The organism is Massilia sp. Root133 (genome assembly GCF_001426525.1).
Classification (GTDB): Bacteria; Pseudomonadota; Gammaproteobacteria; order Burkholderiales; family Burkholderiaceae_D; genus Telluria; species Telluria orientalis.
The window spans coordinates 52,695-77,162 of sequence record NZ_LMEW01000011.1; the positions used below are offsets into that span (position 1 = coordinate 52,695).

At 66.3% G+C, this 24,468-nt stretch carries 24 protein-coding genes and 1 pseudogene; 12 read left to right on the forward strand and 13 right to left on the reverse strand.

Features of this window, described 5'->3' with window-relative positions; all coding sequences use genetic code 11:
• Window positions 1-10 precede the first annotated feature (10 nt).
• Together ASD28_RS10450 and ASD28_RS10455 are read right to left on the reverse strand one after the other, a co-directional pair.
• The gene (locus tag ASD28_RS10450) at window positions 11-547 is read right to left on the reverse strand and encodes a gluconokinase (RefSeq protein ID WP_229412262.1); all 537 of its coding nucleotides are present in this window, start codon (window positions 545-547) and stop codon (window positions 11-13) included.
• 242 nt (window positions 548-789) lie between these two features.
• Window positions 790-1,866 (reverse strand): AI-2E family transporter, encoded by a 1,077-nt coding sequence (locus tag ASD28_RS10455; RefSeq protein ID WP_056126886.1) that lies wholly within the window; start codon window positions 1,864-1,866, stop codon window positions 790-792.
• A 143-nt stretch (window positions 1,867-2,009) separates the two neighbouring features.
• On the opposite strand from ASD28_RS10455, the gene ASD28_RS10460 reads away from it, so the two are divergent.
• Window positions 2,010-2,558, forward strand: coding sequence for a putative glycolipid-binding domain-containing protein (locus ASD28_RS10460; RefSeq protein WP_056126887.1), 549 nt, complete (start codon window positions 2,010-2,012; stop codon window positions 2,556-2,558).
• Here ASD28_RS10460 and ASD28_RS10465 read toward each other — a convergent pair.
• The gene (locus tag ASD28_RS10465; RefSeq protein ID WP_229412261.1) at window positions 2,525-3,754 is read right to left on the reverse strand and encodes a DUF418 domain-containing protein; all 1,230 of its coding nucleotides are present in this window, start codon (window positions 3,752-3,754) and stop codon (window positions 2,525-2,527) included. The two genes, ASD28_RS10460 and ASD28_RS10465, sit on opposite strands and share 34 nt — an antisense overlap.
• Before the next feature lie 299 nt (window positions 3,755-4,053).
• On the opposite strand from ASD28_RS10465, the gene ASD28_RS10470 reads away from it, so the two are divergent.
• The 4 genes from ASD28_RS10470 (at window position 4,054) to ASD28_RS10485 (ending at window position 8,028) form a co-directional block, all read left to right on the forward strand.
• Window positions 4,054-5,211: an MFS transporter gene (locus tag ASD28_RS10470; RefSeq protein WP_229412260.1), complete on the forward strand. Its 1,158-nt coding sequence runs from the start codon at window positions 4,054-4,056 to the stop codon at window positions 5,209-5,211.
• A gap of 153 nt (window positions 5,212-5,364) precedes the next feature.
• A complete protein-coding gene (locus ASD28_RS32710; protein WP_056126888.1) occupies window positions 5,365-5,997 on the forward strand; it encodes a DUF4254 domain-containing protein in 633 nt (210 codons plus the stop codon).
• Entirely contained in the window at window positions 5,994-6,839 is an 846-nt protein-coding gene (locus tag ASD28_RS32715; RefSeq protein WP_056126889.1) for a glycosyltransferase family A protein, read from the forward strand. Before ASD28_RS32710 ends, ASD28_RS32715 begins: the two co-directional genes overlap by 4 nt.
• Window positions 6,823-8,028 (forward strand): glycosyltransferase family 9 protein, encoded by a 1,206-nt coding sequence (locus tag ASD28_RS10485; RefSeq protein WP_229412259.1) that lies wholly within the window; start codon window positions 6,823-6,825, stop codon window positions 8,026-8,028. The genes ASD28_RS32715 and ASD28_RS10485 overlap by 17 nt, the downstream gene beginning before the upstream one ends.
• On the opposite strand, the gene ASD28_RS10490 is transcribed toward ASD28_RS10485, so the two are convergent.
• Together ASD28_RS10490 and ASD28_RS10495 are read right to left on the reverse strand one after the other, a co-directional pair.
• Complete coding sequence (locus ASD28_RS10490; protein WP_056126890.1) at window positions 7,969-9,021, reverse strand: glycosyltransferase family 9 protein; 1,053 nt, start codon at window positions 9,019-9,021, stop codon at window positions 7,969-7,971. The two genes, ASD28_RS10485 and ASD28_RS10490, sit on opposite strands and share 60 nt — an antisense overlap.
• Before the next feature lie 31 nt (window positions 9,022-9,052).
• Entirely contained in the window at window positions 9,053-9,559 is a 507-nt protein-coding gene (locus tag ASD28_RS10495; RefSeq protein WP_056126891.1) for a N,N-dimethylformamidase beta subunit family domain-containing protein, read from the reverse strand.
• Between the two features lie 163 nt (window positions 9,560-9,722).
• Here ASD28_RS10495 and nudC point away from each other — a divergent pair, with 163 nt between their 5' ends.
• Window positions 9,723-10,544, forward strand: coding sequence for an NAD(+) diphosphatase (gene nudC, locus ASD28_RS10500; protein WP_082577561.1), 822 nt, complete (start codon window positions 9,723-9,725; stop codon window positions 10,542-10,544).
• Window positions 10,545-10,556: 12 nt separating this feature from the next.
• Here nudC and ASD28_RS10505 read toward each other — a convergent pair whose 3' ends face one another.
• Complete coding sequence (locus tag ASD28_RS10505; RefSeq protein WP_056126892.1) at window positions 10,557-11,429, reverse strand: hypothetical protein; 873 nt, start codon at window positions 11,427-11,429, stop codon at window positions 10,557-10,559.
• Window positions 11,430-11,578: 149 nt separating this feature from the next.
• On the opposite strand from ASD28_RS10505, the gene folE reads away from it, so the two are divergent.
• On the forward strand, window positions 11,579-12,145 hold the full coding sequence (gene folE, locus ASD28_RS10510) for a GTP cyclohydrolase I FolE (protein ID WP_036238638.1): 567 nt from the start codon (window positions 11,579-11,581) through the stop codon (window positions 12,143-12,145).
• Window positions 12,146-12,327: 182 nt separating this feature from the next.
• Window positions 12,328-12,603, forward strand: a pseudogene (locus tag ASD28_RS10515) (transposase); the annotation flags it as partial.
• Between the two features lie 97 nt (window positions 12,604-12,700).
• On the opposite strand, the gene ASD28_RS10520 reads toward ASD28_RS10515, so the two are convergent.
• A complete protein-coding gene (locus tag ASD28_RS10520; RefSeq protein ID WP_229412258.1) occupies window positions 12,701-13,123 on the reverse strand; it encodes a hypothetical protein in 423 nt (140 codons plus the stop codon).
• Between the two features lie 155 nt (window positions 13,124-13,278).
• On the opposite strand from ASD28_RS10520, the gene ASD28_RS10525 reads away from it, so the two are divergent.
• The 3 genes from ASD28_RS10525 to ASD28_RS10535 are packed head-to-tail and all read left to right on the forward strand — an operon-like array spanning window position 13,279 to window position 17,106.
• Window positions 13,279-13,857: a (2Fe-2S)-binding protein gene (locus tag ASD28_RS10525; RefSeq protein ID WP_082577558.1), complete on the forward strand. Its 579-nt coding sequence runs from the start codon at window positions 13,279-13,281 to the stop codon at window positions 13,855-13,857.
• A gap of 10 nt (window positions 13,858-13,867) precedes the next feature.
• Entirely contained in the window at window positions 13,868-14,890 is a 1,023-nt protein-coding gene (locus ASD28_RS10530) for a xanthine dehydrogenase family protein subunit M (RefSeq protein ID WP_056126896.1), read from the forward strand.
• Entirely contained in the window at window positions 14,887-17,106 is a 2,220-nt protein-coding gene (locus ASD28_RS10535; protein WP_056126897.1) for a xanthine dehydrogenase family protein molybdopterin-binding subunit, read from the forward strand. Before ASD28_RS10530 ends, ASD28_RS10535 begins: the two co-directional genes overlap by 4 nt.
• Window positions 17,107-17,118: 12 nt before the next feature.
• Here the strand turns inward: ASD28_RS10535 and ASD28_RS10540 are convergent, their stop codons facing one another.
• From ASD28_RS10540 to ASD28_RS10565, 6 genes are all read right to left on the reverse strand, one after another.
• Window positions 17,119-18,606, reverse strand: a complete 1,488-nt coding sequence (locus tag ASD28_RS10540) for an efflux transporter outer membrane subunit (protein ID WP_056126898.1) — start codon at window positions 18,604-18,606, stop codon at window positions 17,119-17,121.
• Entirely contained in the window at window positions 18,603-19,547 is a 945-nt protein-coding gene (locus ASD28_RS10545) for an HlyD family secretion protein (RefSeq protein ID WP_229412257.1), read from the reverse strand. Before ASD28_RS10545 ends, ASD28_RS10540 begins: the two co-directional genes overlap by 4 nt.
• A gap of 7 nt (window positions 19,548-19,554) precedes the next feature.
• Window positions 19,555-19,761, reverse strand: a complete 207-nt coding sequence (locus ASD28_RS10550; protein ID WP_025511664.1) for a DUF1656 domain-containing protein — start codon at window positions 19,759-19,761, stop codon at window positions 19,555-19,557.
• 11 nt (window positions 19,762-19,772) lie between these two features.
• On the reverse strand, window positions 19,773-21,815 hold the full coding sequence (locus ASD28_RS10555) for an FUSC family protein (protein ID WP_056126900.1): 2,043 nt from the start codon (window positions 21,813-21,815) through the stop codon (window positions 19,773-19,775).
• Window positions 21,812-22,264, reverse strand: a complete 453-nt coding sequence (locus ASD28_RS10560; protein WP_056126901.1) for a MarR family winged helix-turn-helix transcriptional regulator — start codon at window positions 22,262-22,264, stop codon at window positions 21,812-21,814. Before ASD28_RS10560 ends, ASD28_RS10555 begins: the two co-directional genes overlap by 4 nt.
• A 103-nt stretch (window positions 22,265-22,367) precedes the next feature.
• Entirely contained in the window at window positions 22,368-23,000 is a 633-nt protein-coding gene (locus ASD28_RS10565) for an HAD hydrolase-like protein (RefSeq protein WP_056126966.1), read from the reverse strand.
• Window positions 23,001-23,151: 151 nt separating this feature from the next.
• Here ASD28_RS10565 and ASD28_RS10570 point away from each other — a divergent pair, with 151 nt between their 5' ends.
• Window positions 23,152-24,363 (forward strand): hypothetical protein, encoded by a 1,212-nt coding sequence (locus ASD28_RS10570; RefSeq protein WP_056126902.1) that lies wholly within the window; start codon window positions 23,152-23,154, stop codon window positions 24,361-24,363.
• Window positions 24,364-24,468: the final 105 nt, after the last annotated feature.

Sequence of the window (24,468 nt, forward strand, 5' to 3'; positions counted from 1 at the left end):
GACGACTGACTTATTGATTGATCGATGCGATGATGCTGGCCACCAGGACGTCTGGCGGCTGGGTAATGTCCAGGGTAATGCCGGCTTCGTCCGGCTGCAGCGGCTCGAGGTCGCGCAACTGGCTGTCCAGCAGGGTGATCGGCATGTAGTGGCCGATGCGCGTCTGCATGCGTGCCGCGATCGTGCCGCGCGGACCATGTAAATGGGCGAAGCGCAGGTTCGGGTCGGCCTGGCGCAACAGGTCGCGGTAGCGGCGCTTGAGTGCCGAGCACGACACGACGACGCCCGTGCCGCGTTCGCGTGCGGCGCCGATCTCGTTGGCCAGGGCTTGCAGCCAGCCGGCGCGGTCGTCGTCCGTCAGCGGGATGCCGGCCGACATCTTGACCACGTTCGGCGCCGGGTGATACGCGTCGCCCTCGAGGAAGGCGACGTCGAACGCCGCGGCGAGGGCGGCAGCGATCGTGCTCTTGCCGCAGCCGCAGACGCCCATGACGACCCAGCGGTAGCCTTCGCCCGACTGGTTGGATACATCGCTTGGTGATGCCATTCTCTCTCTCTTTCTGTCAATTCACAGCGACCGTTAGCGCTATCATTTTTGCCAAGTCTTCAATAAGGCGGCGGGTTTGTAAAGCGTTATTCATGTTGCGGAGCAAACCGGGTGGCGGGCGTCTCATGCAATTTGCATGAAATGAGGGTCATATCGCTGTTGCGTCAGAGGGAAACCGCGAAAACGGGACTGATAGCGCTATCAGTTGTGCATGGCGGCATTACATTGAGAGCGTGTGGCGTTTACAACACGTTTGCATCACCAGACGTTGGTGGAGTCGTAATCTTGGTCCGATGCAGGCGCATTTGCACGACAAACATTCGCAGTGCGGCCAGGAAGGGAACGGAGAGGAAGATGCCGGCCACGCCGGCCAGTTCCTCGCCGGCGAGCAGGCCGAACACGACGAGGATCGGCGGCACGTCGACGCCCTCGCTCATCAGCCAGGGGCTCAACATATAGTCCTGGAAGACGCGGTAGCCGCCGATGAAGAGAATGATCCAGCCCACGTGCTCGTAGCCGCTGAACAGGGCGACGCCGACGATGGCCGCCGCCGCGACGAGCGGCCCCAGCACGGGAATCACTTCCAGCACGGCCGCGACGCCGGCCAGCAGCAGCGCGAACGGCACCCTCATCAGCGACAGCACGAGACCGTAGGCGAGGAGCGTCGCCAGCGACAGCAGGGCCAGTGCCCGCACATAGCTCGACAGCAAGGCGTTCAGGCCGTGCAGCACGTCTGTCCAGAACGCGCCGTTGCGGCGGTGGCGCATCGCCACGAGCAATTCGTCGAAGACATGCGCCTGCAGGATCATCAGGAAGCTCAGGATCGGGACGACGACGACGTAGATCAGGTTGCCGGCCAGGTGCACCAAGCCGTAGCCGATGTTGCGCACGAACGGCATCGCCTCCGCCGAACCGCCCTGCAACAGGTCGCGCAGGAAAGCGGCCAGGCGCGCGCGCAAGGGTTCGAGCAGGTGGGGCAGCGGCAGGCGCCGCTCCAGCGTGGCGGGATCGAGCAGGGTCGGCAACTGTTGCGCGAGCGCCGTCGCCTGCTCGGCCACCGTGTTGCCGAACAGCCCGACGGCCAGCGCGACGAGCCCGACCACGACGAGGTAGACGAGGCACAGCAGGAGCGTGCGCGGCACGCGGCCGCCGGCGACGCGCTGGGCCAGCACGAACAACGGATAGATGAGGTAGCTGAACAGCACGGCGATCAGCATCACCAGCAGCGTCGTCCGCACGAGAAAGACGCCGTACAGACCTGCTATCACCAGCGCGGCCGTCCACACCACGCGGGCCGTACGCGCATCGATACCGAACACGGCGTCTCCCTGTCAGCAACCCGCCACGGCGGCGGGCCTTGTCATGATGATACGGCGACGCCTTCTTCGCTGGCGCGCAACTCCGCCTGGGGGTGCTACATTCGGTGCTACATCAAGCGTGCATGGAGCACAGGGAGGGCCACGTGAAACGCAGCTATCGCTGGGCAACGGAGCAGGGTGGCGGCCTGGAGCGTGTCGAACTGGAGACCGGGGAGGCCGGCGTGACGGCGGAAGGCGTCCTCATCGGTCCCGCCGGCGGGCGGCTGTTCGCCTGCAGTTATCTGCTGTGCTGCGACGAACAATGGCGCGTGCGCAGCCTCGGCGTCCATGTCGCGGGCAAGGGGCAAGTGAGCCTGCACGCCGACGGGGCCGGCAACTGGACTGACGCGGACGGTACCCCGTTGCCGGCGCTGCAGGGCTGCACGGACGTCGACCTGTCCGGCAGTCCCTTCACGAACACGTTGCCGATCCGGCGCCTCGGTGATGCGCTGCATGACCGCCAGGAAATCCGCGTCGCGTACGTCGACCTGCCCAAGCTCGACGTCCAGCCCGTCGCGCAGGCGTACACGCGCGTGGCGCCCGACCGGGTGCGGTTCGAAAGCCTGTCCCGGCCGTTCGCCGCCGACCTCGACGTCGACGGCGACGGCGTCGTGCTGCGCTACGAGGGGTTGTTTACGCGCGTCGCGGGCTGAGGGCTTTGCGTTGACGCCGCGCCGATCCACGTCAGGCGGTGCCATACGGTTTCAAGCGGGCCCTGCTTGTGGCTCTTGAGCCACCAGGCGCTGAAGGTGCCCTGCAGTACGGCCAGCACGATGCCGATGGACAATGCCATCACGGTACCCGCGACCGCGTACAGGCCGAAGCCGAAGCCATAGTACAAGGTCGTGCCGACGATCGATTGCATCATGTAGCTCGTCAGGCTCATCCGTCCCATCCAGCGCAGCTTCCCCAGCACGCTCGCGCCCGCGGCACGGCGGAACAACAGCGCGAAACCCGTCACGAGCAGCAGCATGACGTCCAGGTTGAGCAGCGGGTTGCAGATGGATGCCACCGGCCGGCGCAGGGCCTCGGCGGCAATCCATGTTTCCAGCTGGCTATGAATGAAGAACAGAGGACCGAGCAGCAATAGCGCACCGAAAAAGATGCGCCGCCAGATGCCGATGTTCCGGTCGTTGACGGCGAACAGGCCGAGGCGCCCGGCCAGCATGCCGAACATGAACAGCCCGGGAATCTGCAGGACGCGGCCCATTTCCCAGCTCCACAGCACCACGGCGTGCTTGCCGTTCGTGAGGTTGCCGATCCAGACATCGAGTACCGAACCGTGCATCAGGTATTGGTTTGCGCGGCCGAACATCGACCAGGATTCCGGATCGGGCAGCTTGCCCGGCGCGCTGTCCAGCGCCGCCAGCGCATCGATCCACGCGAACGGCTGCAGGCTCAGGAAGCAGGCCAGCAGGAAGACGGTGCGCGTACCCAGGCGCGCCACAGGGATCAGCACGAGGCCGAGCACGGCATAGATCGACAGGATGTCGCCATGGTAGAACGCGGAATTCACCAGGCCGAACCCGAGCAGGAGCAGCATCCGCCACGCGAAGCGCGGCCGGAAATCCTCCCCGCGCCGGGCCCGGGCGTCGTACTGCAGGTGGAACGTCAGGCCGAACAGCAGGGCGAAGATGGCATATGACTTGCCGCCGAACAGGGCGAACATGGCGTCCCAGATGTGTTGTCCCAGTCCCTTCAGCCAGGCGGGCTCGCCCGGCGGCGAAAAATAGAGATCGAAGTGCTCGATGTTATGCAGCAGCATGATCGAGACGATGGCAAAGCCGCGCAGAGCGTCGACGAGGTCGAGGCGGGAGTCGGTACGGGGCATGTCGGAGGAGGGCGTCATGGTATTCCTGTCCGTTTTTTGGGCCCGGCCATTCTAGTTTGGAATCGTTTTCATCTCCACTATATTTTTTACAACGCCCGCGCTTATTTCTCGTTATAAGTTCACATCTGGTTACAAACTGCCGGTCTTTGTCGGCATCCCGCAACGCTGAAAATTTTTTCCGAGTGGCAAAGCAAAGTTCTCGCAAACCGTTTAGAATTGCCTCCCATCAGCTTTCCACGCGCCAACCGCTCGGTTGGCGTTTGCTTTTTGATTCAGACATTTTTTTAAAAAAAGTCATCTACTAAATGCAAAATCATTTGCCCGTTACTACTGCCGCCCGCTCCCGCAGCCTCCCGCTCGCGCAATCGCAGTCGTTCGCCCTGCCGCTCCTGTTTACGGTATTCGGCGTGATCATGGGTTCTTGGGCCGGCCGTATTCCGGCCATGGCCGAACGCGTGCACGTGTCGCACTCGGCGTTGTCGATGGTGCTGCTGTGCGGCGGCCTCGGTGCCGTTCTGTCGTACCCGATTTCATCGCGCATGATGAGCTCGCTTGGCGCCCGCAAGACCATGCTGTTTTCCGGTCTGGCCCTGCTGGCCGTGCTGGTCGCCATCGGCGGCGCACCGACCGTGCCGCTGCTGATGATGGCCGTCCTGGGCCTGGGCATCACGGCCAGCACGTTCGACGTCGCCGTCAACTCGGCCGCCACCCGCCGCGAAAAGCAGTCGGGCAAGTCGGAACTGTCGAAACTGCACGGCCTCGGCTGCGCCGGCGGCCTGGCGGGTGCGACCCTGGGCAGCCTGATGGCCGGCCTGCACATCGCGCCGCTCACGCATTTCGTGATGCTGGGCGGTCCGCTGGCCCTGGCGCTCTATTACGGTCATGCGTCGCTGGATGCGGACGACGCCGGTGAAGTCGTCGAGAAAAAATCGTTCTCGCTGCCGCGCGGTCCGCTGCTGTTCCTGGGCGCACTCGGCTTTTTCGGTTCGATGGCCGAAGGCAGCATCGCCGACTGGAGCGGCGTGTTCCTGAAAGAGCACTTCGGTGCGTCGGACGGCCTGGCGCCGCTGGCCCTGTCGTCGTTCTCCGTGATGATGTTGCTGGCCCGCCTCGTCGGTGACAAGCTCAAGGTGCGCTACGGTGCCCGTTCGCTCGTCACCAGCGGCTCGATGCTGGGCGCCGCCGGCCTGTTCTTCGCCGTGCTGTCGCCGAATGCCTGGTTCGCCCTGTTCGGCTTCGCCGTCGCGGGCATGGGCCTGGCGCTGGTGTTCCCGTTCGTGTTCAGCGCGGCGGGCGCGCAGGGTCCGGCGGCATTGGCCGGCGTGGCCAGCATGGCCTACAGCGGCAGCCTGATGGGCCCGCCGGTCATCGGCGCCATCGCCCAGGGCATGGGCATGCAGATCGCCATCGCCTACATCGGCGGCCTCGCCTGCCTGATCGCCTTCGTGGCCAGCCGCTCGCGCCTGCTGAAGTAATCTGTTCTCACCTATCCTCCTGTTCCGGGGCGGTCGCCGATGGCGCCGCCCCGTTTTTTTGCGCTGTGCCAAGGCCGCGCGCATTCCGCAGAACTCCAGTACGCCTGCGTACTCCAAGCAAACGTCACTCGTCTGCCCAGGATCGGAGTTGCCATGCAAAGCGAAATCGATGCCGTGTCCGTCGTCTGGTTCCACGACCGCCAGCTGCGCGAACGCGACTGGCCCGTGATGTCGCACGTCGCCGCCGATGCGGGCCGGTTGGGCGTATGGGAATGGATCGCCGCCAATCACCGCTACAACGGCCTGCTGTGGCGCGAGGAAGACCGGGCGCGCCGGCTGGACGTGCCCCCTTCCGAAATCGCGGCCGGCAAGCGCCTGATCGACCGCTACAACCAGAAACGCAACGACGCGGTCGAATCCATCGACGAAGCGCTGCTGGCCAGCCTGCGCCACGTCGTCTGCGTGCCCGATGCGCGGCTCTCCAGCGAAACGGCCGGCGCCATGATCGACCGCCTGTCGATCCTCGCGTTGAAGATCCACCACATGCGCGCGCAGACGCAGCGCGTCGATGCGGACGACGCCCACGTCCGCGCGTGCACCGCCAGGCTCGACCGCCTGCTCGCGCAGCGCCAGGACCTGATGTCCTGCCTCGACCTGCTGCTCACGGAAGCGCGGGCCGGACGGGCCTATTTCAAGCTCTATCGCCAGTTCAAGATGTACAACGATCCCGCGCTGAACCCGTACCTCAACGGCCAGGTGCAGGGGGATGGAAGGGCGGCGCCGTGAACGAGACGATCGACGTCCTGATCCCGACCCGCAACCGCCCCGCTGCGCTCGCGGTCACGCTGGCGGCGCTTGGCGCGCAGACCTGGCCGGCCTTGCGCATCGTGCTTGCCGACCAGTCGGATGGCGAAGGCGTCTGCACGCATGGCGAGGTGCAGGCGGTATTGCGCTACCTGCGCGTCACCGGCCGCGGCGTCGACACGTTCCGGCGCCCGCGCCGCCGCGGCATGGCCGAACAGCGCGCCTTCCTGCTGGCCCAGGTGCGCTCGCCGTGCTGCCTGTTCGTCGACGACGACGTGATCCTCGAACCGGACCTCGTCGCCCGTCTGCACGCCGCGCTACGGGAAGAGGGATGCGGCCTCGTCGGTAGTGCGCTGCACGGATTGAGCCACCTGGGCCAGTTGCGGCCGATGCAGGAAGCGATCGAATTCTGGGACGGTCCCGTGACGCCGGAAACCGTGCGGCCCGGCAGCCCGGCGTGGGCGCGTCATCACCTGCACAGTGCGGCGAACCTCTTTCACGTGCAGACCCGCCTGGCGGACGAAGCCGGAGCAACGCGGCGCTACAAGATCGCCTGGGTCGGCGGCTGCGTGATGTTCGATACGGCCAAGCTGCGCGCGGTGGGCGGCTTCGACTTCTGGCGCGACCTGCCGGCCCAGCATTGCGGAGAAGATGTGCTGGCCCAGCAGCGTGTGATGGCGCTTTACGGCGGCTGCGCGATATTTCCGTCCGGTGCGTATCACATGGAACTGCCGACGACCATCACGGCACGGGCCATCGATGCGCCGTATGTGTTGCCGCTCAGTGAGCCACACGACGAGCCGCACGATGCGACCGATCCATGATCGTCTCGATGACATGCGTGTAGACGACATGCGTGTAGACGACATGCGTGTGGACGACATGCGTGTCCACGACATGCGTGTCCACGATGTGCGCAAGATCGTCGTGCTGCGGCCGGGTGCGGTGGGCGACTTCGTGTTCGCGCTGCCGGCCCTGCACGCGTTGAAGCAGGCGTATCCCGGGGCCGAACTGGTCCTGGCGGGAAAAGCCTGGCATCGTGCGTTCCTGCAGGGGAGGCCGGGGCCGGTCGACCGGGTCGTCGAGGTGCCGCCCGTGCAAGGCGTCGGCGCACACGAGACTTCAACAGAAGAGGTCGAGCGCTTCGTCGACGCGATGCGCGCCGAGCGTTTCGATCTCGCACTGCAGATGCATGGGGGCGGGCGGCATTCGAATCCGTTGCTGTTGCGCTGCGGTGCGCGGCTGACGGCGGGGGCATGCGCGCCGGGTGTCCCCTTGCTCGATCGCTGGGTGCCGTTTCGCGCGCCCAGCCCGCGCAGGCTGGCCTTGCTCGAGATCGCCGGCCTGGCCGGTGCGGCCATGCGGTTGCCGCTTGATGCGCAACCGGAACTCGCGCTCACGGAAGCCGACCGGCACGAGGCCGCGGCGATCATGCCCGGGCTGGCTGGCAAACGGCTCATCGTGCTGCAGCCGGGGTCGACCGATCCGCGCCGCTGCTGGCCGGCGCCATCGTTCGCGGCGCTGGGCGACCGGCTTGCGCAGGACGGCGCCTGTGTCGCCGTCAACGGTTCGCCGGACGAAGCGGATCTCGTGCACGAGGTCGTGGCGCGCATGCACGCGCCGGCCGCCGCACTCGCAGGCCGGCTGAGCCTGGGCGGGCTGTGCGGCCTGCTGGCGCGTGCCGCGCTGCTTGTGTCGAACGACACCGGCCCACTGCACCTGGGCCTGGCGCTTGGTGTGCCGAGTGTCGGCATCTTCTGGCTGACGAATTTGATCGACGGTTTGCCGTTGCGGCCCTCGACGTTGCATGCGGCCATGTCGGTGCGGACACGCTGCCCTGTCTGCGATCAGGACAATCTGCGAGCGCGCTGTCCGCACGATGTGAGCTTTGTCGCCGATGTCGGCATCGACGAGGTGGAGGCGCTGGCCCATGCGGCATTGGCTCGTCAAGAGTCACCAGTAAGGCCACATGCCGACACTGCGCTGGCGGCTCGGCGCCGTGCCGGCCAGTAAGGCGCGTGCATGTTGCAGCACCACCTGGGCGCGCTCCGCACCGGGATCCCAGATGCAGCGGTGCGTGTGGCGGTCGAGCGGCGCCCAGCGGGCGATGTCGGCCTTGCTGAACACGACGATGCTTTTGAGCCTGAGGCCGGCCGCGATGTGGGACACGCCCGTGTCGTTGCAGAGCAAAAGCCTGGCATCACGCATCAGGACGGCCATCGCACCGATCGAGATGGGCGCGGCGGCGTCGACTGGCGGGTGGTGCATGCGGGACGCCACGTCGGCCGTCAGGTCCGCTTCCTCGGCCGATCCCGTCAACACCACCTTGAGGCCGAACTCGGCGGCGAGGCGGTCGCCGACCTTCGCGAACAAGGCCGCCGGCCAGCATTTGTCCCGCTTGCGCGCGCCCGGGTGGATGCACAGGTAGGCGCCGGGCGTGAGCGAGGCGCCGAGGCCGCTGGCGCGCCACTCGTCTTCGTCGTCGCGCGACAGCGGGAATTCCAGGTGGACGCCGGTCGACGGCGCGCCCAGTTGCTCCATCAGCGACAGGAGGCGCTCCGGTTCTGCCCCGATTTCCGGATAGGGAAACAGGACGGTGCGGTCGCGGACGACGGGCGCGCCACGGCAGAACCCGGCCATCGCCTGTGCGCCGAAGCCGCTGACGATGTCGTTGCTCACGTCGCCACTGCCGTGCAACTGGAGCGCCAGCGCGAACTGGCGGGTGCAAAGGCTGTTGTAGAAACGCGCGAGCGCAGCATGCCGGACCGGTTGCTCGGGCAGCAAAGGGTGGCCGGGAAAGGCGATGAATTCATCGACGTACGCACTGAACCGGTCTGCGAATTGCTGCGCCCACGGCAAACCCACCAGCGCGATGTGGGCACGGGGCACGGCGGCGCGCAGCGCGCGCAGGGCGGGCACCGTGCACAGCATGTCGCCCAGGTGAAGGGCGCGGAATACGATCACCGAAGGCGGATCGAGACGCTGCAGCAGTGGTCGACGGTACACTTGTTGCTCCTTTGTCGCCTGAGTTACCGCGCTACCTTCGCAACAGGCCATCGAGGACATTACGCGTGACGCGCTCCAGTTGGCGATCCCGGCCGGCGTCGAGGACTTGCGCCCAATCGGTGGTTCCGGCAGAAAACACGGTGCCGTTGCGTGTAAACAGGCCCATGGCGGCCGTGTGGATGCCTTCGCCGGCCGCGTGGCGTGCACGTGCCGGAAATTCCTGCCAGTCGGGGCCCAGGCGCGCCGCCGCCAGCAATGCATAGCCGTCCGGCGTACCGTCCTCGTCCGCCCAGACGGACAGCAATGCGTCATGGCCGGCATCGAAGACGTCGAGCGGGACGCCGTCGCATTCATAGCCCGCCAGCGGCGGCCAGCTATGCCGTCCGAGCGCGTCGCCGCGCGCCAGGCCGGTCTCGGTGAAGATCCAGTGATCGGGCTTCTGGACACGATAGCCGGCGGACCTGCGCGGACCATCCCACCAGCCGCCGCCGTGCCGGTAGCTGGCGCCGCTCAAGCTGTCTTCGGTCATCACGCTCATCGTCTCCTCCGCGTTGGGTTGCGCTGCGGTCCTGCTGAGGCTTGGAGCACGATGAGCTGGATTAGTTCATCCATTCGCGCGGTCGTTGGATGTCGATGGCGGCCTGAACGGTGCGGCGAAAGACGGTATCATCGAAGGCAATCCCTTGATGACCGGATACCTCATGCTCCAGACGCCCGCCTCGTTCACGCCCCTGATGGCTCCGCAGCAGGATGCCGCACCGCTGTCCTTCGTCTTCCACGGCGGGCGGCTGCTCGTGCGCGAGGCCGACCTCGGCCTGCCCGACGAGGCCGCGGTGCGCAGCCTCGCGCTCGACCCGCCGCGCCTGCAGCCGGTGGGCCTGCTGGACGCCCGTTATTGCCAGACCGCCTGGGTCGACGACGAAGCCCTGGCACCGCCCGGCCACGCCTGGCGCGGGCTGCGTTCGCTGTTCGGCGAGTTCGACGAAGGCCACCTCGGCGTGGCCGCGCGCGCCTGCCAGATCGCCGAATGGGCGCGCACGCACCGCTTCTGCGGCGCCTGCGGCAGCGGCACCGCGCTGGCGGCGGGCGAGCGCTGTTTCAAGTGCGTGAACTGCGGCCACATGGCTTATCCGCGCATTTCGCCGGCGATGATGGTCCTGATCCGCAATGGCGACAAGGTGCTGCTGGCGCTGCACACGCAGTCCGCCGTCAAACGCTTCGTGCCGCTGGCCGGCTTCCTGGAAGCGGGCGAGACGATCGAGGAAGCCGTGCACCGCGAAGTGTTCGAGGAAGTGGGCCTGCGCGTGCACAACCTGCGCTATTTCGGCAGCCAGTCGTGGCCGTTCCCGCACTCGCTGATGATCGCGTTCACGGCCGATTACCTGGACGGCGACATCCGTACCGATCCCAACGAGATCAGCGAGGCGCGCTGGTTCGGACCGGGCGACGAGTGGCCGGAGCGCGTGGCGCACGTGTCGATCTCGAGCATGCTGGTCGACAGCCACCGTCCGCCCGGCCGCTGACGGCCAGCCCCCTCACGGTACCGGCGTAGCTGCGATCCTGCCTTCCACGCGCAGCGCCAGCGGCGTTTCTTCCGGCCGCGTGCCCGTGCTGCGCATGCGCACGACGCGCTGCATCAGGTCGAACCAGAACGGGGCGCCGAACAGCGCGGTCGACGCCGTGACGATCCAGCCCGCGACCTGCAGCGCGAAATCGGCATTGGCTACCGGAGGGAACCGCGTCCAGCCGATCGGCAGCGCCATCAGGGCGTCGAACACGGCCGGGTCCAGCGCGCCGGGCGCGTCATGGAGATGCGCCGCGAGGGCCGGCTGCTGCCACAGCGTGCGGAACAGATGGATGCTGTCGATGTTGAACAGGATCGCCAGCAGCAGTGCCAGCAGCAGGGAAATCAGCAACTGGCGCCGTTTATAGGCGCCGGACATGCGCGCCATCGCGTTGTCGAACCAGCCGGCCAGCATGTCCTGGAATTGCTGCAGGTCGCGCGCGCGCCCGTACAGCCCGCGCATCACCTGCCGGACCTGCGGATCGGGAATCGTCTCGATGGCGTTGCCGAGCTGGGCGAAGTCGCCCGGCACTTTCCACAGGCTGTCCACCAGCGCAATCGCAAAATGCGCCGGTTCGATGTACGATGGCCGCGTACGCATGTCCCGTTCGCTCGGCTGCGTGCCGTCCGCATGCGGGTTGACGAGCGGATGCTGGTAGACGGCACGCGCCAGCCCGTCGAAGCGGGAGTCGTTGAGCATGCTCTTGACGCCCGCCAGCAGGGTGTTGGCACGCAGCCGGAACGCCGCGGCCAACGCTTCCTGCAAGGTGCTGACGATCAGGGCGACCGTGCCATAACAAAATGTCAGGCCGATCGCGACTTCCAGGACGGTGCTCCCAAGCATGGCTGTTCTCCGCGCAGTGACAAGGACGTCGACTACGCTAGCGCATCCGCCACAGTCCGGCTTTCGTTTTGCGCAAGGAAGCCGCCGTCATCGGTGGATCCGCTCCATTTTCTATATACTCTCGGCAATCGAAAATTTTAGGGTTAACCATGTCTGACAAAGAAGTCTTCACCGAGAATGACTGGCGCCGCCTGCTGGTAAGCCTTGGCGAAGATCCCAATCGCTCCGGCCTGCACGAGACGCCCGCGCGTGTCGCCAAGGCCTGGAAACACTGGACTTCCGGCTACGACCAGGATCCGGTCGAGATCCTCAAGGCGTTCGAAGACGGCGCCGAGGAATACAACGAATTGATCGTCGTGCGCGGCATTCCGGTCTACAGCCATTGCGAACACCACCTGGCGCCGTTCTTCGGCAAGGCGACGGTGGGCTATCTGCCTAACGGCAAGATCGTCGGGCTGTCGAAGCTGACGCGCCTCGTCGACGTGTTCTCCAAGCGCCTGCAGGTGCAGGAACGCTTGACGGTCCAGATCGCCAACACGCTGATGGAAGTGCTGGAACCGAAGGCCGTGGGCGTGGTCATCAAGTGCCGCCACATGTGCATGGAAAGCCGCGGCATCCGCACGCCGGGCGAGGAAACCATCACGTCGACCCTCCTGGGCGAACTGCAGCCGAACCTGGCGCTGCGCACCGAGTTCCTGTCGCTGGCCCGCGACTGACGGCCTGCCCGACCCCGCACGCATGGCGCCGCAAAAAAAAGGCGCCATGATTCCGAACACGCTGCTAGACTGTATTTACTGGGCGCCGTGTTCGAATCCGTCGCGACAATGCGCTACGCCCCGTCGATGATCGGGAACCTGTTCCGGATCATGTGTCTCCAAGTGAATTTGAGGCGATCGACATGGCCAGGCAAACCTTTCCAAGCGATGTACCGCGTGAACAGTTCGAGACCGTGCGTGAAATGCTCGAAGCGGCCCGCCGCAAGACCCGGCCGCGCAAGCACGACCTGTACGATGTGTTCTGCGCCGTCCTGTACTTCCTCCACACCGGCAGCGCCTGGCGCAGCATGCCGCCCGAGTTTCCGCCCTGGCGTACCGTGCATGAATATTTCACGCAATGGACGATGCTGCGCGACGGCGACCGCACCCTGCTCGAGCAGACGCTCGACCGGCTCGGGCGCACGGCCGAAATCGCACGGCTGCGCCAGCTGACCGGGCAGCACTGATCCGGGCTGCGTTGCCGGATGACCGGCCTGCCGCCGGCGGGTGTGAGCGCTAGCGCGTGGCCGCCACCGAGCCTTCCGCCGGCTCGAACACGAGCTTCTTTTTCGCATCCATGTGGAACACGCCGATCGGCTGGGCCTGCACATTGTCCGACGGTTCCGGCAACTGGCTGCAGGTACGGGTTTCCAGCTGCCACATCGCGTCGCCCGCGCGCAGCACGAAGGTGTCGTCGCCCGTGGAGAACAGCTCGACGTTCAGGTCGGCCAGCGGCGTCTTGCCGAGGTCGAACTGGCGCTGGCAGTCCGGCAGGCGCGACGCGATCACCCGCAGGCCCGCCTGTTTGCTCCAGAAATAATCCTGCGTGACGACCACCGTCAGGGCGTGGTCGTTGCTGTCGATCGTGTAGCTGGCCGATTCGTTGACGCAGCCGGCCAGCAGCAAGAGCGGTGTCAACAGGAGCAAGGGGGAGCGCATGGTCATTTCCGGGTTGCTGATGCTTCTGTGCATCTCTGCGCGAGTATAGAGCGCTTCAAACACTTGCCGCAACGGCACGCTTCTCGCGCGCTCCCCGATTTTTTGATTTCGGAGATGATGAATCAGGCAATCCATCTTCGAAAGCGAGCAAAGTCATGCCAGACGATGACCAGAGTCTATCGGAGCAGCGTGCGCAGGGCGCGACGTTGCTCCATGCGCCGCCGCAACCGCTCACCTTGCGGATCAATGGCGCCGAGCACAACCTGACGATCGAACCCCGCGTGACCCTGCTGGACGCGCTGCGCGAGGTGCTGGGCCTGACCGGCACCAAGAAGGGCTGCGACCGCGGCCAGTGCGGGGCCTGCACGGTCCTCGTGGACGGCCAGCGCATCAACGCCTGCCTCACGCTGGCGATGATGCACGACGGCCGCGAGATCACGACCGTGGAAGGCCTCGGCGAGCAAGGGCAGCCGCACCCGATGCAGCAGGCCTTCATGGATTGCGACGGCTTCCAGTGCGGCTATTGCACGCCGGGACAGGTGTGTTCGGCGGTGGCGCTGCTGGACGAAGTGAAGGCAAGGCAGGCCAGCATGCTGACCGAAGGCGACCAGCTGGCGCCGGGCGCGCTGTCCGAAGACGAGATCCGCGAGCGCATGAGCGGCAACCTGTGCCGCTGCGGCGCCTATCCCAACATCGTCAAGGCCATCCACAGCGTGGTCTTGCGCCAGGCGTAGGGGGACGTGCATGCAATCGATCTTCTACGACCGTGCCAGGGATGTGAACCACGCGCTCGAGCTGGCGCGCCAGCCGGGTGCGAAATACATCGGCGGCGGCACCAACCTGCTCGACCTGTACAAGAGCGGCATCGAAAAGCCTGTCCGCCTGATCGATGTGAGCCGGCTCGCGCTGGCCGACATCGACGAGCTGCCGGGTGGCGGCCTGCGCATCGGCGCGATGGCCAGCAACACGGCGGCCGCGAATCATCCGCTCGTGCGCCAGCGCTATCGCCTGCTGTCGGAGGCGCTGCTGAACGGCGCGTCGGCCCAGCTGCGCAACATGGCGACCATTGGCGGCAACCTGCTGCAGCGCACGCGCTGTTATTACTTTACCGATCCCGCTTTCCCTCACTGTAACAAGCGCGATCCCGGCTCGGGCTGCGACGCCATCGACGGCCACAACCGCATCCACGCGATTTTGGGCGCGAGCCCGCACTGCATCGCGACCAATCCTTCCGACATGAGCGTGGCCCTCGTCGCGCTCGATGCGGTCATCCACCTGCAGGGGCCGGACGGCGCGCGGCAGCTGCCCGTCGCCGAGTTCCACCGCTTGCCGGAGGACCGCCCGCAGGACGACACGGTGATCCGCCCCGGCGAACTGATCACGGCGGTGGAATTGCCGCCTACGCCGTTTTCCAGGCATGCGCACTACCTGAAGGTGCGCGACCGGGCCAGCTATGCGTTCGCGCTCGTGTCGGTGGCGGCGGCCGTCGACGTGGACGGCGACACCATCCGCGACCTGCGCATCGTGCTGGGCGGCGTGGCCCATAAACCCTGGCGGGCGCTGGGTGCGGAGCGGAGATTGCGCGGCCAGTCGCTGGGCGCGCTTACCGACGACGTGCTGGGCAAGGTCGGGGCGGATGCCGTCGCCGGTGCGCAGCCGCATGCGCACAACGCGTTCAAGGTCGAACTGGCGCAGCGCGCGGTCGCGCGGGCGCTGCGGATCGCCACGGGCAGTCAGGCCACGGGCGAGATGGGAGGCATGGCATGACGATCACGGGCGCTCCCATCAATCGCGTCGACGCCTGGGCGAAAGTCAGCGGCGCGGCGCGCTATTCGGCCGAGCATCCGGTCGACAACGTGGCCCATGCGGTCCTGGTCACGAGCACGATCCCCAGCGGACGCGTGCTCTCCATCGACGACAGCGCGGCCCGCGAGGTGCCGGGCGTGCTGCTCGTGATGACGCCCGCGAACGCCATGCGGCTTCCTCCCAACATGAAGGACGGCAAGCTCCAGCCGCCGATCGGGCGCAGGCTGACCCTGCTGCAGGAAGACGACGTCTATTACAACAACCAGCCGATCGCCGTCGTCGTGGCCGACACGTTCGAGCGCGCGCGCGAGGCGGGCGCCCGGCTGCGCATCGAGTACGAACGCAAGCCGGCCGTGCTCGATTTCGAGGAGGCCAAGGCGTCCGTGCATCCGCCGGAAAAAGTGTTGACGGAAGAAACCGACACGAAGCGGGGCGATTTGCAGGCGGGGCTGCTGGCCGGCAGCGCGCGGATAGACGTCACCTACACGACGCCGGTCGAGAACCACAACCCGCTCGAAACGCACGCGACGATCGCCCAGTGGAACGGCGACCGCCTCACCCTGTACGACTCGACGCAGTACATGAAGGGCGTGCAGCGCATCGTCGCGAGCATCTTCGGTATTCCGCCCGAGAACGTCACGGCGATCTGCCCGTACGTGGGCGGCGGCTTCGGGGCCAAGGGTTCCGTGTGGTCGCACGTGGTGCTCGCCGCGATGGCCGCGAAGCAGCTGGGGCGTCCCGTGAAACTGTCGCTGGACCGCAACCAGATGTTCGGCCCGGTCGGCACCCGCCCGAACACCGAGCAGCGCATGCGCATGGCGGCGCTGTCGGACGGCCGCATGACGGCATCCAGCCACGACACGATCGCCTACACGTCGATGATCGAGGACTGGATCGAGCCGTGCGGCCTCGTCACGCGCATGATGTACGAGAGCCCGAACCAGGCAACGTCGCACCGGCTGGCACGCATGAATCTCGGTACGCCCACCTTCATGCGCGCGCCCGGCGAGGCCACCGGTTCGTACGCCCAGGATTGCGCGATCGACGAGCTGGCCTACGAGCTGCACATGGATCCGCTGGATCTGCGCCTGAAAAACTACACGGAGCGCGATCCCGGCAAGGACTTGCCGTTCTCCAGTAAATCGCTGCGCCAGTGCTACGAGATCGGCGCCGAGCGCTTCGGCTGGCGCGACCGCAATCCGCAGCCGCGCTCCATGCGTCAAGGTAAAAAACTGGTCGGATGGGGCATGGCGACGGCGAGTTATCCGACGAACCGTTCGGCGGCGGAATGCTCCGCGACCTTGCTGCCGGACGGCACCGCGCTGTTCCGCTCCGGCACGCAGGACCTCGGCACCGGCACCTATACCGTGATGACGCAGGTGGCGGCGGATGCGCTCGGCGTGCCCGTCGACCGTGTGCGTTTCGAGCTGGGCAATTCGCAGATGCCCGAAGCGCCCGTCTCGGGCGGATCGACGACGGTGGCCAGCGTGGCGCCGGCCGTGCAGGCGGCGGGGAGGGCGTTGCGCCTGAAACTGCTCGGCATCGCGGCGGCCGATGAATGCTCGCCCTTGTTCGGCGCGACGGCCGATCAGGTGGGCGTGGATTCGACGTCGGATGGTGGCGAGCTCTACCTGCTGGACGATCCGGCGCGGCGTGTAGCGATGCAGGCCATCGCCGCACGCCACGGCGGTCCCGTGGAGGTGACGGCCAAGGCCGAGCCCGGCGACGAGAAGCAGAAGTACTCGATGCATGCGTTCGGCTCCGTGTTCGTCGAGGTGACGGTGGACGAAGACCTGGGCGAGATCCGTGTGCCGCGCGTCGTGGGCGTCTACGGCGTCGGCAAGCTGATGAACGAAAAGACGGGCTACAGCCAGCTGATGGGCGGCATCGTCTGGGGGATCGGCCTGGCGCTGTTCGAAGAGACGCTGATCGACAAGCGGGAGGGGCGCGCCGTGAACGGCAACCTGGCCGAGTACCACGTCCCGACGAATGCCGACATCCAGGCGATCGACGTACAGATCGTCGACGAGGACGACCCGCACGTGAACCCGCTGGGCGCCAAGGGCATCGGCGAGATCGGCATCACGGGCGTGGGCGCCGCCATCGCGAATGCCGTGTTCCACGCGACGGGCAAGCGGGTGCGGGATTTGCCGATCACGCTCGATAAATTGTTGTGAACGCCGGGCGCGTCACTCCGCGTGATGCGCCTGCGCGACATGCTCCTCGCCATGCTTGGCATGCGTGTTCTCCCAGCCGCCACCCAGTGCGAGGAACAGCTGCACCTGATCCGCCGCCAGCTGGGCATCGGACGCCGCGAGGACGCTCTCGGCGCTGGCCAGGGTGCGGTCCGCGTCCAGCTGGGACAGGAAGTCGGTGCGGCCGAACTGGTACAGCTTGGCCGACTGGCGCGACGCCAGCGCGCTCTGGTCGCGTGCGGCGCGCAGGGCGGCGTTGCGGTCGAGCTCGCGGGCGTAGACGGTGAGCGCGCTTTCCGTCTCGCGCAGTGCGTTCAGCACGACCGAGTCGAAGCGGGCCAGCGCACCGGCCGTGCTGGCCTTCGCCTGCGCGATGTGCGAGCGGGCGGAGCTGGTCGCCGGCAGGCTCCATGAGATCAGCGGGCCCAGGCTGAACTTCCACGTGTTCGCATCGTTGAACTGGTTCATCATGCCGATCATGCCGACCGACGCACCCAGGTTGATGTTCGGGTACAGCTCGGCCGTCGCGACGCCGATGCGCGCGGTGGCGCCGGCCAGCTGGCGTTCGGCCTGGCGCACGTCGGGGCGGCGGCGCAGCAGGGCGGCGCCATCGCCGACCGGGATCGTCGCGGCCACGCGCGGCGGCGTCGAACATTGCGCGACCTCGGCCGGGAACTGGCTCGGCACTTCACCTGTCAAAACAGCCAGACGGTACAGCGCCGTGCGGCGGCGCGCTTCCAGCGGCGGCAGGTTGGCGCGCAATTGTTCGAGCTGGGCTTGTGCACGGGTGGTGTCGATGGCGATGCCGCGGCCGCGCTTGACGCGTTCGGCCGTGAGATTCACGAACTTCCGCTGCAGATCGACGGACTCCTGCGCCACTTTCAGCTGGTAGCCGGCCGAACACGCTTCCGCATAGGCGCGGGTCGTGTCGGCCGCGACGATCACGTGTGTGAGGTCGCTGGCCGCCTGTGCGGCTTCGACGTCCGCTTCCGATGCTTCGACGGCGCGGCGGATGCGGCCCCACAGGTCGAGCGTGTAGCCGATCTTGACGTCGGCGTCGTACAGGCCGTCGGTGGGGAGTTGTTCCGGGATGCCCAGCTGCGCGCCGGCGATCCGGCCGTATTGCGGGGCGGCGCTCATCTCGACTTCGGGGCGCTTCTTTTCCTCGACCTCTTCCAGCACGCCATGCGCGCGCTGCAGGTTGGCGGCGGCCACGCGCAGGTCGGCGTTGTTGGCGAAGGCCTTGGCGACCAGCTTGTCGAGCAGCGGGTCCTGGTACAGGCGCCACCAGTCGGCCGGAAGCGGTTCGGACTTGAAGGACTGCTCGGCCGCGCCCATGAACGGGGCATTGGCCGCGTCGCGCTTGATCACGGCCTCTTTCGGCACGTGGTAGTCGGGGCCCACCGTCGTGCAGGCGGCGAGCGCGGCCGCCAGCAGCGACAGCGTGAAGACTTTCTTGACGGAGGATCGGTAGCGGTTCATGACGATTTACGCGTGGTAGTCGCGGCGGGAACGGCAGCCACCGCCTGGGCCGCAGGTTTGGCCAAAGGTTTGGCCACAGCAGGCAACACCTTCACCGTCGCCGTCTGCCCGGCAACGAGTCGCACATTGGCCGGCACCTGGTCGATGGCGATGCGCACCGGCACGCGCTGCGCGAGGCGGACCCAGTTGAAGGTCGGGTTCACGTTCGGCAGCATGTTGGCGCCGGTGCTGCGGTCGCGGTCCGTGATGCCTTCGGCGAAGCTTTCCACATGGCCGCGGATCGGCTGGCGCGTGCCCATCAGGGTGACGTCGACCGCGTCGCCGAGCTGGATGCCGGGCAGCTTGGTCTCTTCGAAATAACCTTCGACGTAGAACGAGCTGCTGTCGACGACGGCCATCACCGGATGCGCCGCGGTGGCGTACGCGCCTTCGCGCAGGTCGAGGTTCGTCACGATGCCGTTGACGCTGGAGACGACGCGCGTGCGCTCGAGGTTCAGCTTCGCCGTGTCGCGGTTGACGATGGCCTGGGCCAGCGCGGCCCGCGCCTGGTCGCTGCGGGTCTGGCCCTGTTCCCGGGTTTCCTGCGACACGAGGTCGTCGAGCTGGGTGTTACGCTGGTTCTCGCGCAGCGCCTGGGCCAGCGCCGCCTGGGCCGCCGTCACCTGGGCTTCGCTCTGGCGCAAGGCCAGTTCGAAACGGGCGCGGTCGATGTCGAACAGCGCCTCGCCGGCCTTCACCTGCTGGTTGTCGTGGACGTAGACCTTGGTCACCTGGCCCGTCACGTCGGGCGCGACCTGCACGACATAGGCCTTCACGCGGCCGTCGCGCGTCCAGGGCTCGACCTCGTAATGGCGCCACAGCTGCCAGCCCGCGTAGACCGCGCCCGCGGTCACCACCGCCGTGATACTTACCCGGCCAATTGTCGACAAAATAGTTTTCATAGCCATCTCAGGACCAGTTGCGTGTGTAATACGTCAGTGCGCCGAGCACGATGACGAACAGTGAAAAATCGAACAGGGCCGGGTGCCAGACGACGCGATAAAAGCCCGTCTTCGCCAGGACCAGGTTGATGAGCCGCGAGACCACCAGCGCCGCCAGCGTGAGCAGCAGGAGCGGAGGAACGTAGAGGCCGTAGATGCTGACTTCGCCGATCATCGGATCTCCTTTCAGATTGCAGTTGCCAGCGAGGGCTGATAAGCCGCCGCCTTGGGAAACAGGTCGCGCCGCATGCCGGTGAGGGCGGCGAGCGCCTCGCGCTGGGCCGCGTCGCGTTCGCCGGCGCAGATGGCGCGCAGGGCGTTGTCGAGCGTGTCCAGCAGGCTGCGTTCGCAGCCGGCGTCGACCCTGGGGCGCAGCGCGAAATGGCGAGAGAGCTGCTTCATCAGCGGGCCGACGGCCGCGTCGCCGCGGCCCAGCCGGGCACGCACGCTTTGCAGCAGGGTCATGTTCAAGCCGATGCGCAGGTCGCGCAGCGCGTCGACGGCCTGCAGGTCCTGGTCCTTGCCGGCCAGCGCGAGGCGCGGGGTCAGCTGGCCCACGCGGTCGACCATCCTGGCCGAGAATTCCGGCAGCGACGGCACGCGCTCGCCAGTGCCCATGCGCGACAGCTCGCTCCAACCGGCCTTGAGCAGGCGGCGCGCCGTCCAGCCCGCGCCCACGCGGCGGAACACGCTCGTCGTGACGGCGGCCGCGATGTAGCCGACCACCTGCGCCAGCGTGCTGTTCACGAAGGACACCATGTCGGCGTTGTGCGTGTCGATCATGGCCAGGGTGCCGCAGATGGCGAACAGGAACGGCATGGCACGTCCGAACGTCGAGGGCCGCGCGAGGAAGACACCCAGTGCGAGGAAGGTCGGGGCGCACGCCAGGACGAACGACTCGAAGTTGTGCACGGCCGGCAGGATGCCCAGCAGGTACAGGGCCGACAGCGGGATCGCGTAGATCGAATACCACATGAAGGTCTTGATGAATGGGACCGGATCGTCCTGCGTGGAGAAGAAGCAGCACAGCACGGCCGTCATCATCGGTGCGGCCGCGCCGGACGGCCAGCCGGTCAGGATCCAGAATGCGCAGCAGGCCAGCACGGCGACGGCCGCGGCGAACGCGGACAGCAGGGCCATGCCGCGGTCCAGGTGCAGCGCGCTCACCGGCACGCCCGGCAGGTGGCGCACGGCCTCGGGCAGGCGGCCGTGCACGCCGGCGTCGATGTGCTGGCGCAGCGCGCGCGTCTCGACGCAGATCTCGATCAGGCGCCGCAGCCGGGCGGCCAGGTTCACTTCGATCATGCCGGTCCAGCCCAGCGTGTCGTCGACCTTCGGTTCGAGGGCGTCGATGCGTTGGCGCAGCGCGGCGCCCTGCGCATCGATGGCCACGTCCTTCGGGCTCTCGGTGAGGGCGACGACGTCGCGCAGCAGCGCGTGCCACCGTTCCGACACCTCGGTGGCGCCCAGCTCGCGCAGCGCCGTCAGGCGGTCTTCGACGCCGGAGACGATCGGCACGAACGCGGCCAGGCGTTCCTGCAGCGCATTGACCGCCTTTTCCGTCCAGCGCAGGTGCGATGTGTCGAACGGCAGGTGCGTGGTCATCAGGCGCATCTCCGTGATGTCGCCCGCGAGCTTGCGGCGGTCGGAGGCGGAGCGCGTGTCGCCGGCCGGATTCAGTGCGTCGCGGATCCAGTGCTGGGCGTCGCGCACGGCATTGTCCAGGCGCGCCACCAGCATCGGACCGAACGGCTGCGGCAGCACGAGGCTGTGCACGACGGTGGCGCACGTGATGCCGAGCAGGATTTCCTCCACGCGCGCGAGGACGATGTCGAAGATGGCGGCCGGCTCATTGACGGCGGGGAAGGCGATGAGACCGGCGGTATAGCCGCCCAGCATCAGCATGTACGAACGCGGCGTGCGGTCGAGCAGTGAAAAATACAGGCAGCCGGCGATCCACAGCGCCAGCACCAGCGACAACAGTTCAGGGGAATTGATCAGCCGCGGCACGAGGAACGTGACGGCGATGGCGCCCAGCACCGTGCCGCCCGCGCGGTACAGCCCCTTGGAGCGGACGGGGCCGGCGAACGGCGCGGCGCAGATATAGGCTGTCATCATGGCCCAAAACGGTCGCGGCAGTCCGATGCGCATCGATACATAGACCGAGAGCATCGCTGCCGCGAATGACTTGACGGAGAACAGGATCTCCGACCGGGTTGGCAAGTTCATGCGGCCTGGATGGTGGTGATGGCCGTCGGCAGGCCGGACAGGACACGCAGCGTGGCCTCGACGTCGGCCGCGTCGAACTGCCCGAACAGTTTGCGGCGGAAGGGCGTCAGCGCCTGGTCCATCTGGTGGGCGGTCTTGAGGCCCTCGTCGGTCAGGCGCAGGATCTTGGCGCGGCGGTCCTGCGGATCTTCATGGCGCTCGACGAGGCCCGATCCGATCAGGTGGTCGACGACGCGCACGAGCGACGACGCTTCCAGGCTCAGCGTCTCGGCCAGGATGCCCGGCCGCACGCCGTTCTCGCCGAAGCGGTGGATGACCAGCACCGGCAGCCCGGTCGCCTGGGACAGGCCGAAGTCGGATGCGACCTTGTCGGCGGCGGCACGGTAGGCGCGCGACGCATGGGTCAGCGCGGCGGTGAGACTGCTCAGGGTCTGGTCGGTGAGTCGCATGTTGATCCTCGTAAATACTTTTCTTGTTCACTGTTGATATGCGAAAGTTTAGCATGCGAAGTATTTTCCTTCAAGCCAGCCGCCGATATGTGCGCGGGACAGGTCAGGATGCGGGGGCGATGCGGCGCAGGTCGGCCGGCGTGACGAACTCGGTGGCGCATGCCTGCGCGCGCAGCGCTTCGATCGTGGCAATGCCCCAGTGGACGGCGCCGAACGCCACGCCGGCTTTCTGCGCCGCCTCCGCATCCGTCGCCTGGTCGCCGACATACAGGGCATCCGCCGGCGCCACGCCGCAGGCCTTGAGCACGGCGCGGATGCGGCTCGCCTTGCCGAACACGGACATGCCGCATTCGAAGCGCCGGATCAGCGCCGCCAGCTCGGGTCCCAGCACCGCGCGCACGTTGTGCTCGGCATTCGACGAGACGACGGTAAGCACCACGCCCCGGTCGTGCAGGTGGCGCAGCGCGTCGGCGATGCCGTCGAACAGGGGAATCGCGTGGGCGCTGTCGCGCATCATCGTCATGAAGGTCTTCGACGCGAGCGGCAGCTTCCAGGCCGGCATGCCGACATGGTCCATCATCTGGCGTACGTGGAGGTGGCGCAGCTCGTCCGCGCGCGCGACGTCGATGCGGCGAAAGCCGTGCTGGTCGGCGATCGTGTTGAAGACGGTGAGGACGAACGGGAACGAGTCGGCGAGCGTGCCGTCGAAATCGAACATGGCGAGGCGGTAGGTCATGCGCACATGGTACACGCGGCGTGCTTCAGCTCTGGATGCATCGTTTTTTGCACAGCCGCCTGATCGCAAGCGCACATCGCTTTGCGCTTGCACATCGGTCTGCCTCATCTAAGCTGATCCGGGTCAAACCTATAAAACAACCGGAGACAGCATGACCGTCCTGATCAGGGCAAGGCAGCTTGCCGGCATCCTCATTGGTTTTCTCGGCACGAGCGCCTTCGCGGCGGTCGTCGCTTTACCGAAGTACAACGTCAGCGTGAACGACGTGTCGGTCTCCGGTTTTTCCTCTGGTGCCCACATGGCGGCGCAGATGCATTTCGCGTATTCGAAAACGGTGAAAAAGGGCGCAGGCATCATCGCCGGCGGGCCTGTCTACTGCTCGCAGGGGAACGTCGCGATCTCGGTCGGTCCGTGCATGGCGAATACCGGCTCGCGCAATCTGCCGTACCTGATGTCGGTGGTGAATACGTGGTCGGGCAATGGCTATATCGACCCGACCAGCAATATGGCCGCATCGAAGGTCTATCTGCTGTCGGGAACGATCGATTCCACGGTCCGCCAGCCCGTGATGGACGACCTCAAGACGATGTACGGTTCGTACCTCCCGGCCGCCAATATCTATTACAAGAACAATCTCGCGGCCGAGCATTCGATCCCGACGGATTTCTTCGGCAACGGCTGCGCCATCAACGGCATCCCGTACGTCAACAACTGCAACTTCGATACCGCGGGCGAGATCCTGAAATGGATTTATGGGCCATTGAATCCGAAGAACACGGGTGTGCTGTCCGGCAGCTTCATCAACTTCGACCAATCCGTTTTCTGGGGCAATTTCAATCCGAATTTTTATAGCATGGCCAACAGCGGCTACGCCTACGTGCCGGCCAGCTGTGCCGCGGGTCAATCCTGCCGGCTGCACGTGGCATTCCACGGCTGCCTGCAAAGCGCGTCCGTCGTCGGCACGGCGTTTTACCAGAATGCCGGCTATAACCGTTGGGCCGATACGAACAACATGATCGTGCTGTATCCGCAAACGATCGTCACCGCGAACAATCCCGGCGGATGCTGGGACTGGTGGGGCTACGAGGACGTGAATTTCCCCGCCAAGAGCGGCGGGCAAATGGTCGCCATCAAGACGATGATTGACAAGATCGTCAGCGGCAACGCGGCGGCGCCGTTCACGTGCAGTCACTGGTATGCCAGCAATGTGTCGCACGTGTCGGCGGGCCGGGCTTACATCGGGGCGGATGGGCAGGTGTATGCGAAGAATTCGAACCAGTATCTGGGGTATTACATGGTCGCCGCTTATACGGATGTGAGGCAGACGTCGGCGGGGTATTACGCGTATGGAAGTTGTTCTTGAAACAGTTTAGTTACCATGAATGGCTGAAATCGCGCGCAAAACGTTATTTGGGCCGTTATTTTTACGATTAATTTGCATCTTAATGTAACAGGCTTTACGAGGTGT

Coding starts and splice junctions, on each gene's coding strand:
- ASD28_RS10565 (WP_056126966.1), bottom strand. CDS start 23,000: ATGACCTACCGCCTCGCCATGTTCGATTTCGACGGCACGCTCGCCGAC.
- ASD28_RS10525 (WP_082577558.1), top strand. CDS start 13,279: ATGCCAGACGATGACCAGAGTCTATCGGAGCAGCGTGCGCAGGGCGCG.
- nudC (WP_082577561.1), top strand. CDS start 9,723: ATGCTCCAGACGCCCGCCTCGTTCACGCCCCTGATGGCTCCGCAGCAG.
- ASD28_RS32710 (WP_056126888.1), top strand. CDS start 5,365: ATGCAAAGCGAAATCGATGCCGTGTCCGTCGTCTGGTTCCACGACCGC.
- ASD28_RS10520 (WP_229412258.1), bottom strand. CDS start 13,123: ATGCGCTCCCCCTTGCTCCTGTTGACACCGCTCTTGCTGCTGGCCGGC.
- ASD28_RS10465 (WP_229412261.1), bottom strand. CDS start 3,754: ATGACGCCCTCCTCCGACATGCCCCGTACCGACTCCCGCCTCGACCTC.
- ASD28_RS10540 (WP_056126898.1), bottom strand. CDS start 18,606: ATGAACCGCTACCGATCCTCCGTCAAGAAAGTCTTCACGCTGTCGCTG.
- ASD28_RS10545 (WP_229412257.1), bottom strand. CDS start 19,547: ATGAAAACTATTTTGTCGACAATTGGCCGGGTAAGTATCACGGCGGTG.
- ASD28_RS10535 (WP_056126897.1), top strand. CDS start 14,887: ATGACGATCACGGGCGCTCCCATCAATCGCGTCGACGCCTGGGCGAAA.
- ASD28_RS10550 (WP_025511664.1), bottom strand. CDS start 19,761: ATGATCGGCGAAGTCAGCATCTACGGCCTCTACGTTCCTCCGCTCCTG.
- ASD28_RS10485 (WP_229412259.1), top strand. CDS start 6,823: ATGCGACCGATCCATGATCGTCTCGATGACATGCGTGTAGACGACATG.
- ASD28_RS10570 (WP_056126902.1), top strand. CDS start 23,152: ATGACCGTCCTGATCAGGGCAAGGCAGCTTGCCGGCATCCTCATTGGT.
- ASD28_RS10495 (WP_056126891.1), bottom strand. CDS start 9,559: ATGAGCGTGATGACCGAAGACAGCTTGAGCGGCGCCAGCTACCGGCAC.
- ASD28_RS10505 (WP_056126892.1), bottom strand. CDS start 11,429: ATGCTTGGGAGCACCGTCCTGGAAGTCGCGATCGGCCTGACATTTTGT.
- ASD28_RS10560 (WP_056126901.1), bottom strand. CDS start 22,264: ATGCGACTCACCGACCAGACCCTGAGCAGTCTCACCGCCGCGCTGACC.
- ASD28_RS10530 (WP_056126896.1), top strand. CDS start 13,868: ATGCAATCGATCTTCTACGACCGTGCCAGGGATGTGAACCACGCGCTC.
- ASD28_RS10555 (WP_056126900.1), bottom strand. CDS start 21,815: ATGAACTTGCCAACCCGGTCGGAGATCCTGTTCTCCGTCAAGTCATTC.
- folE (WP_036238638.1), top strand. CDS start 11,579: ATGTCTGACAAAGAAGTCTTCACCGAGAATGACTGGCGCCGCCTGCTG.
- ASD28_RS10450 (WP_229412262.1), bottom strand. CDS start 547: ATGGCATCACCAAGCGATGTATCCAACCAGTCGGGCGAAGGCTACCGC.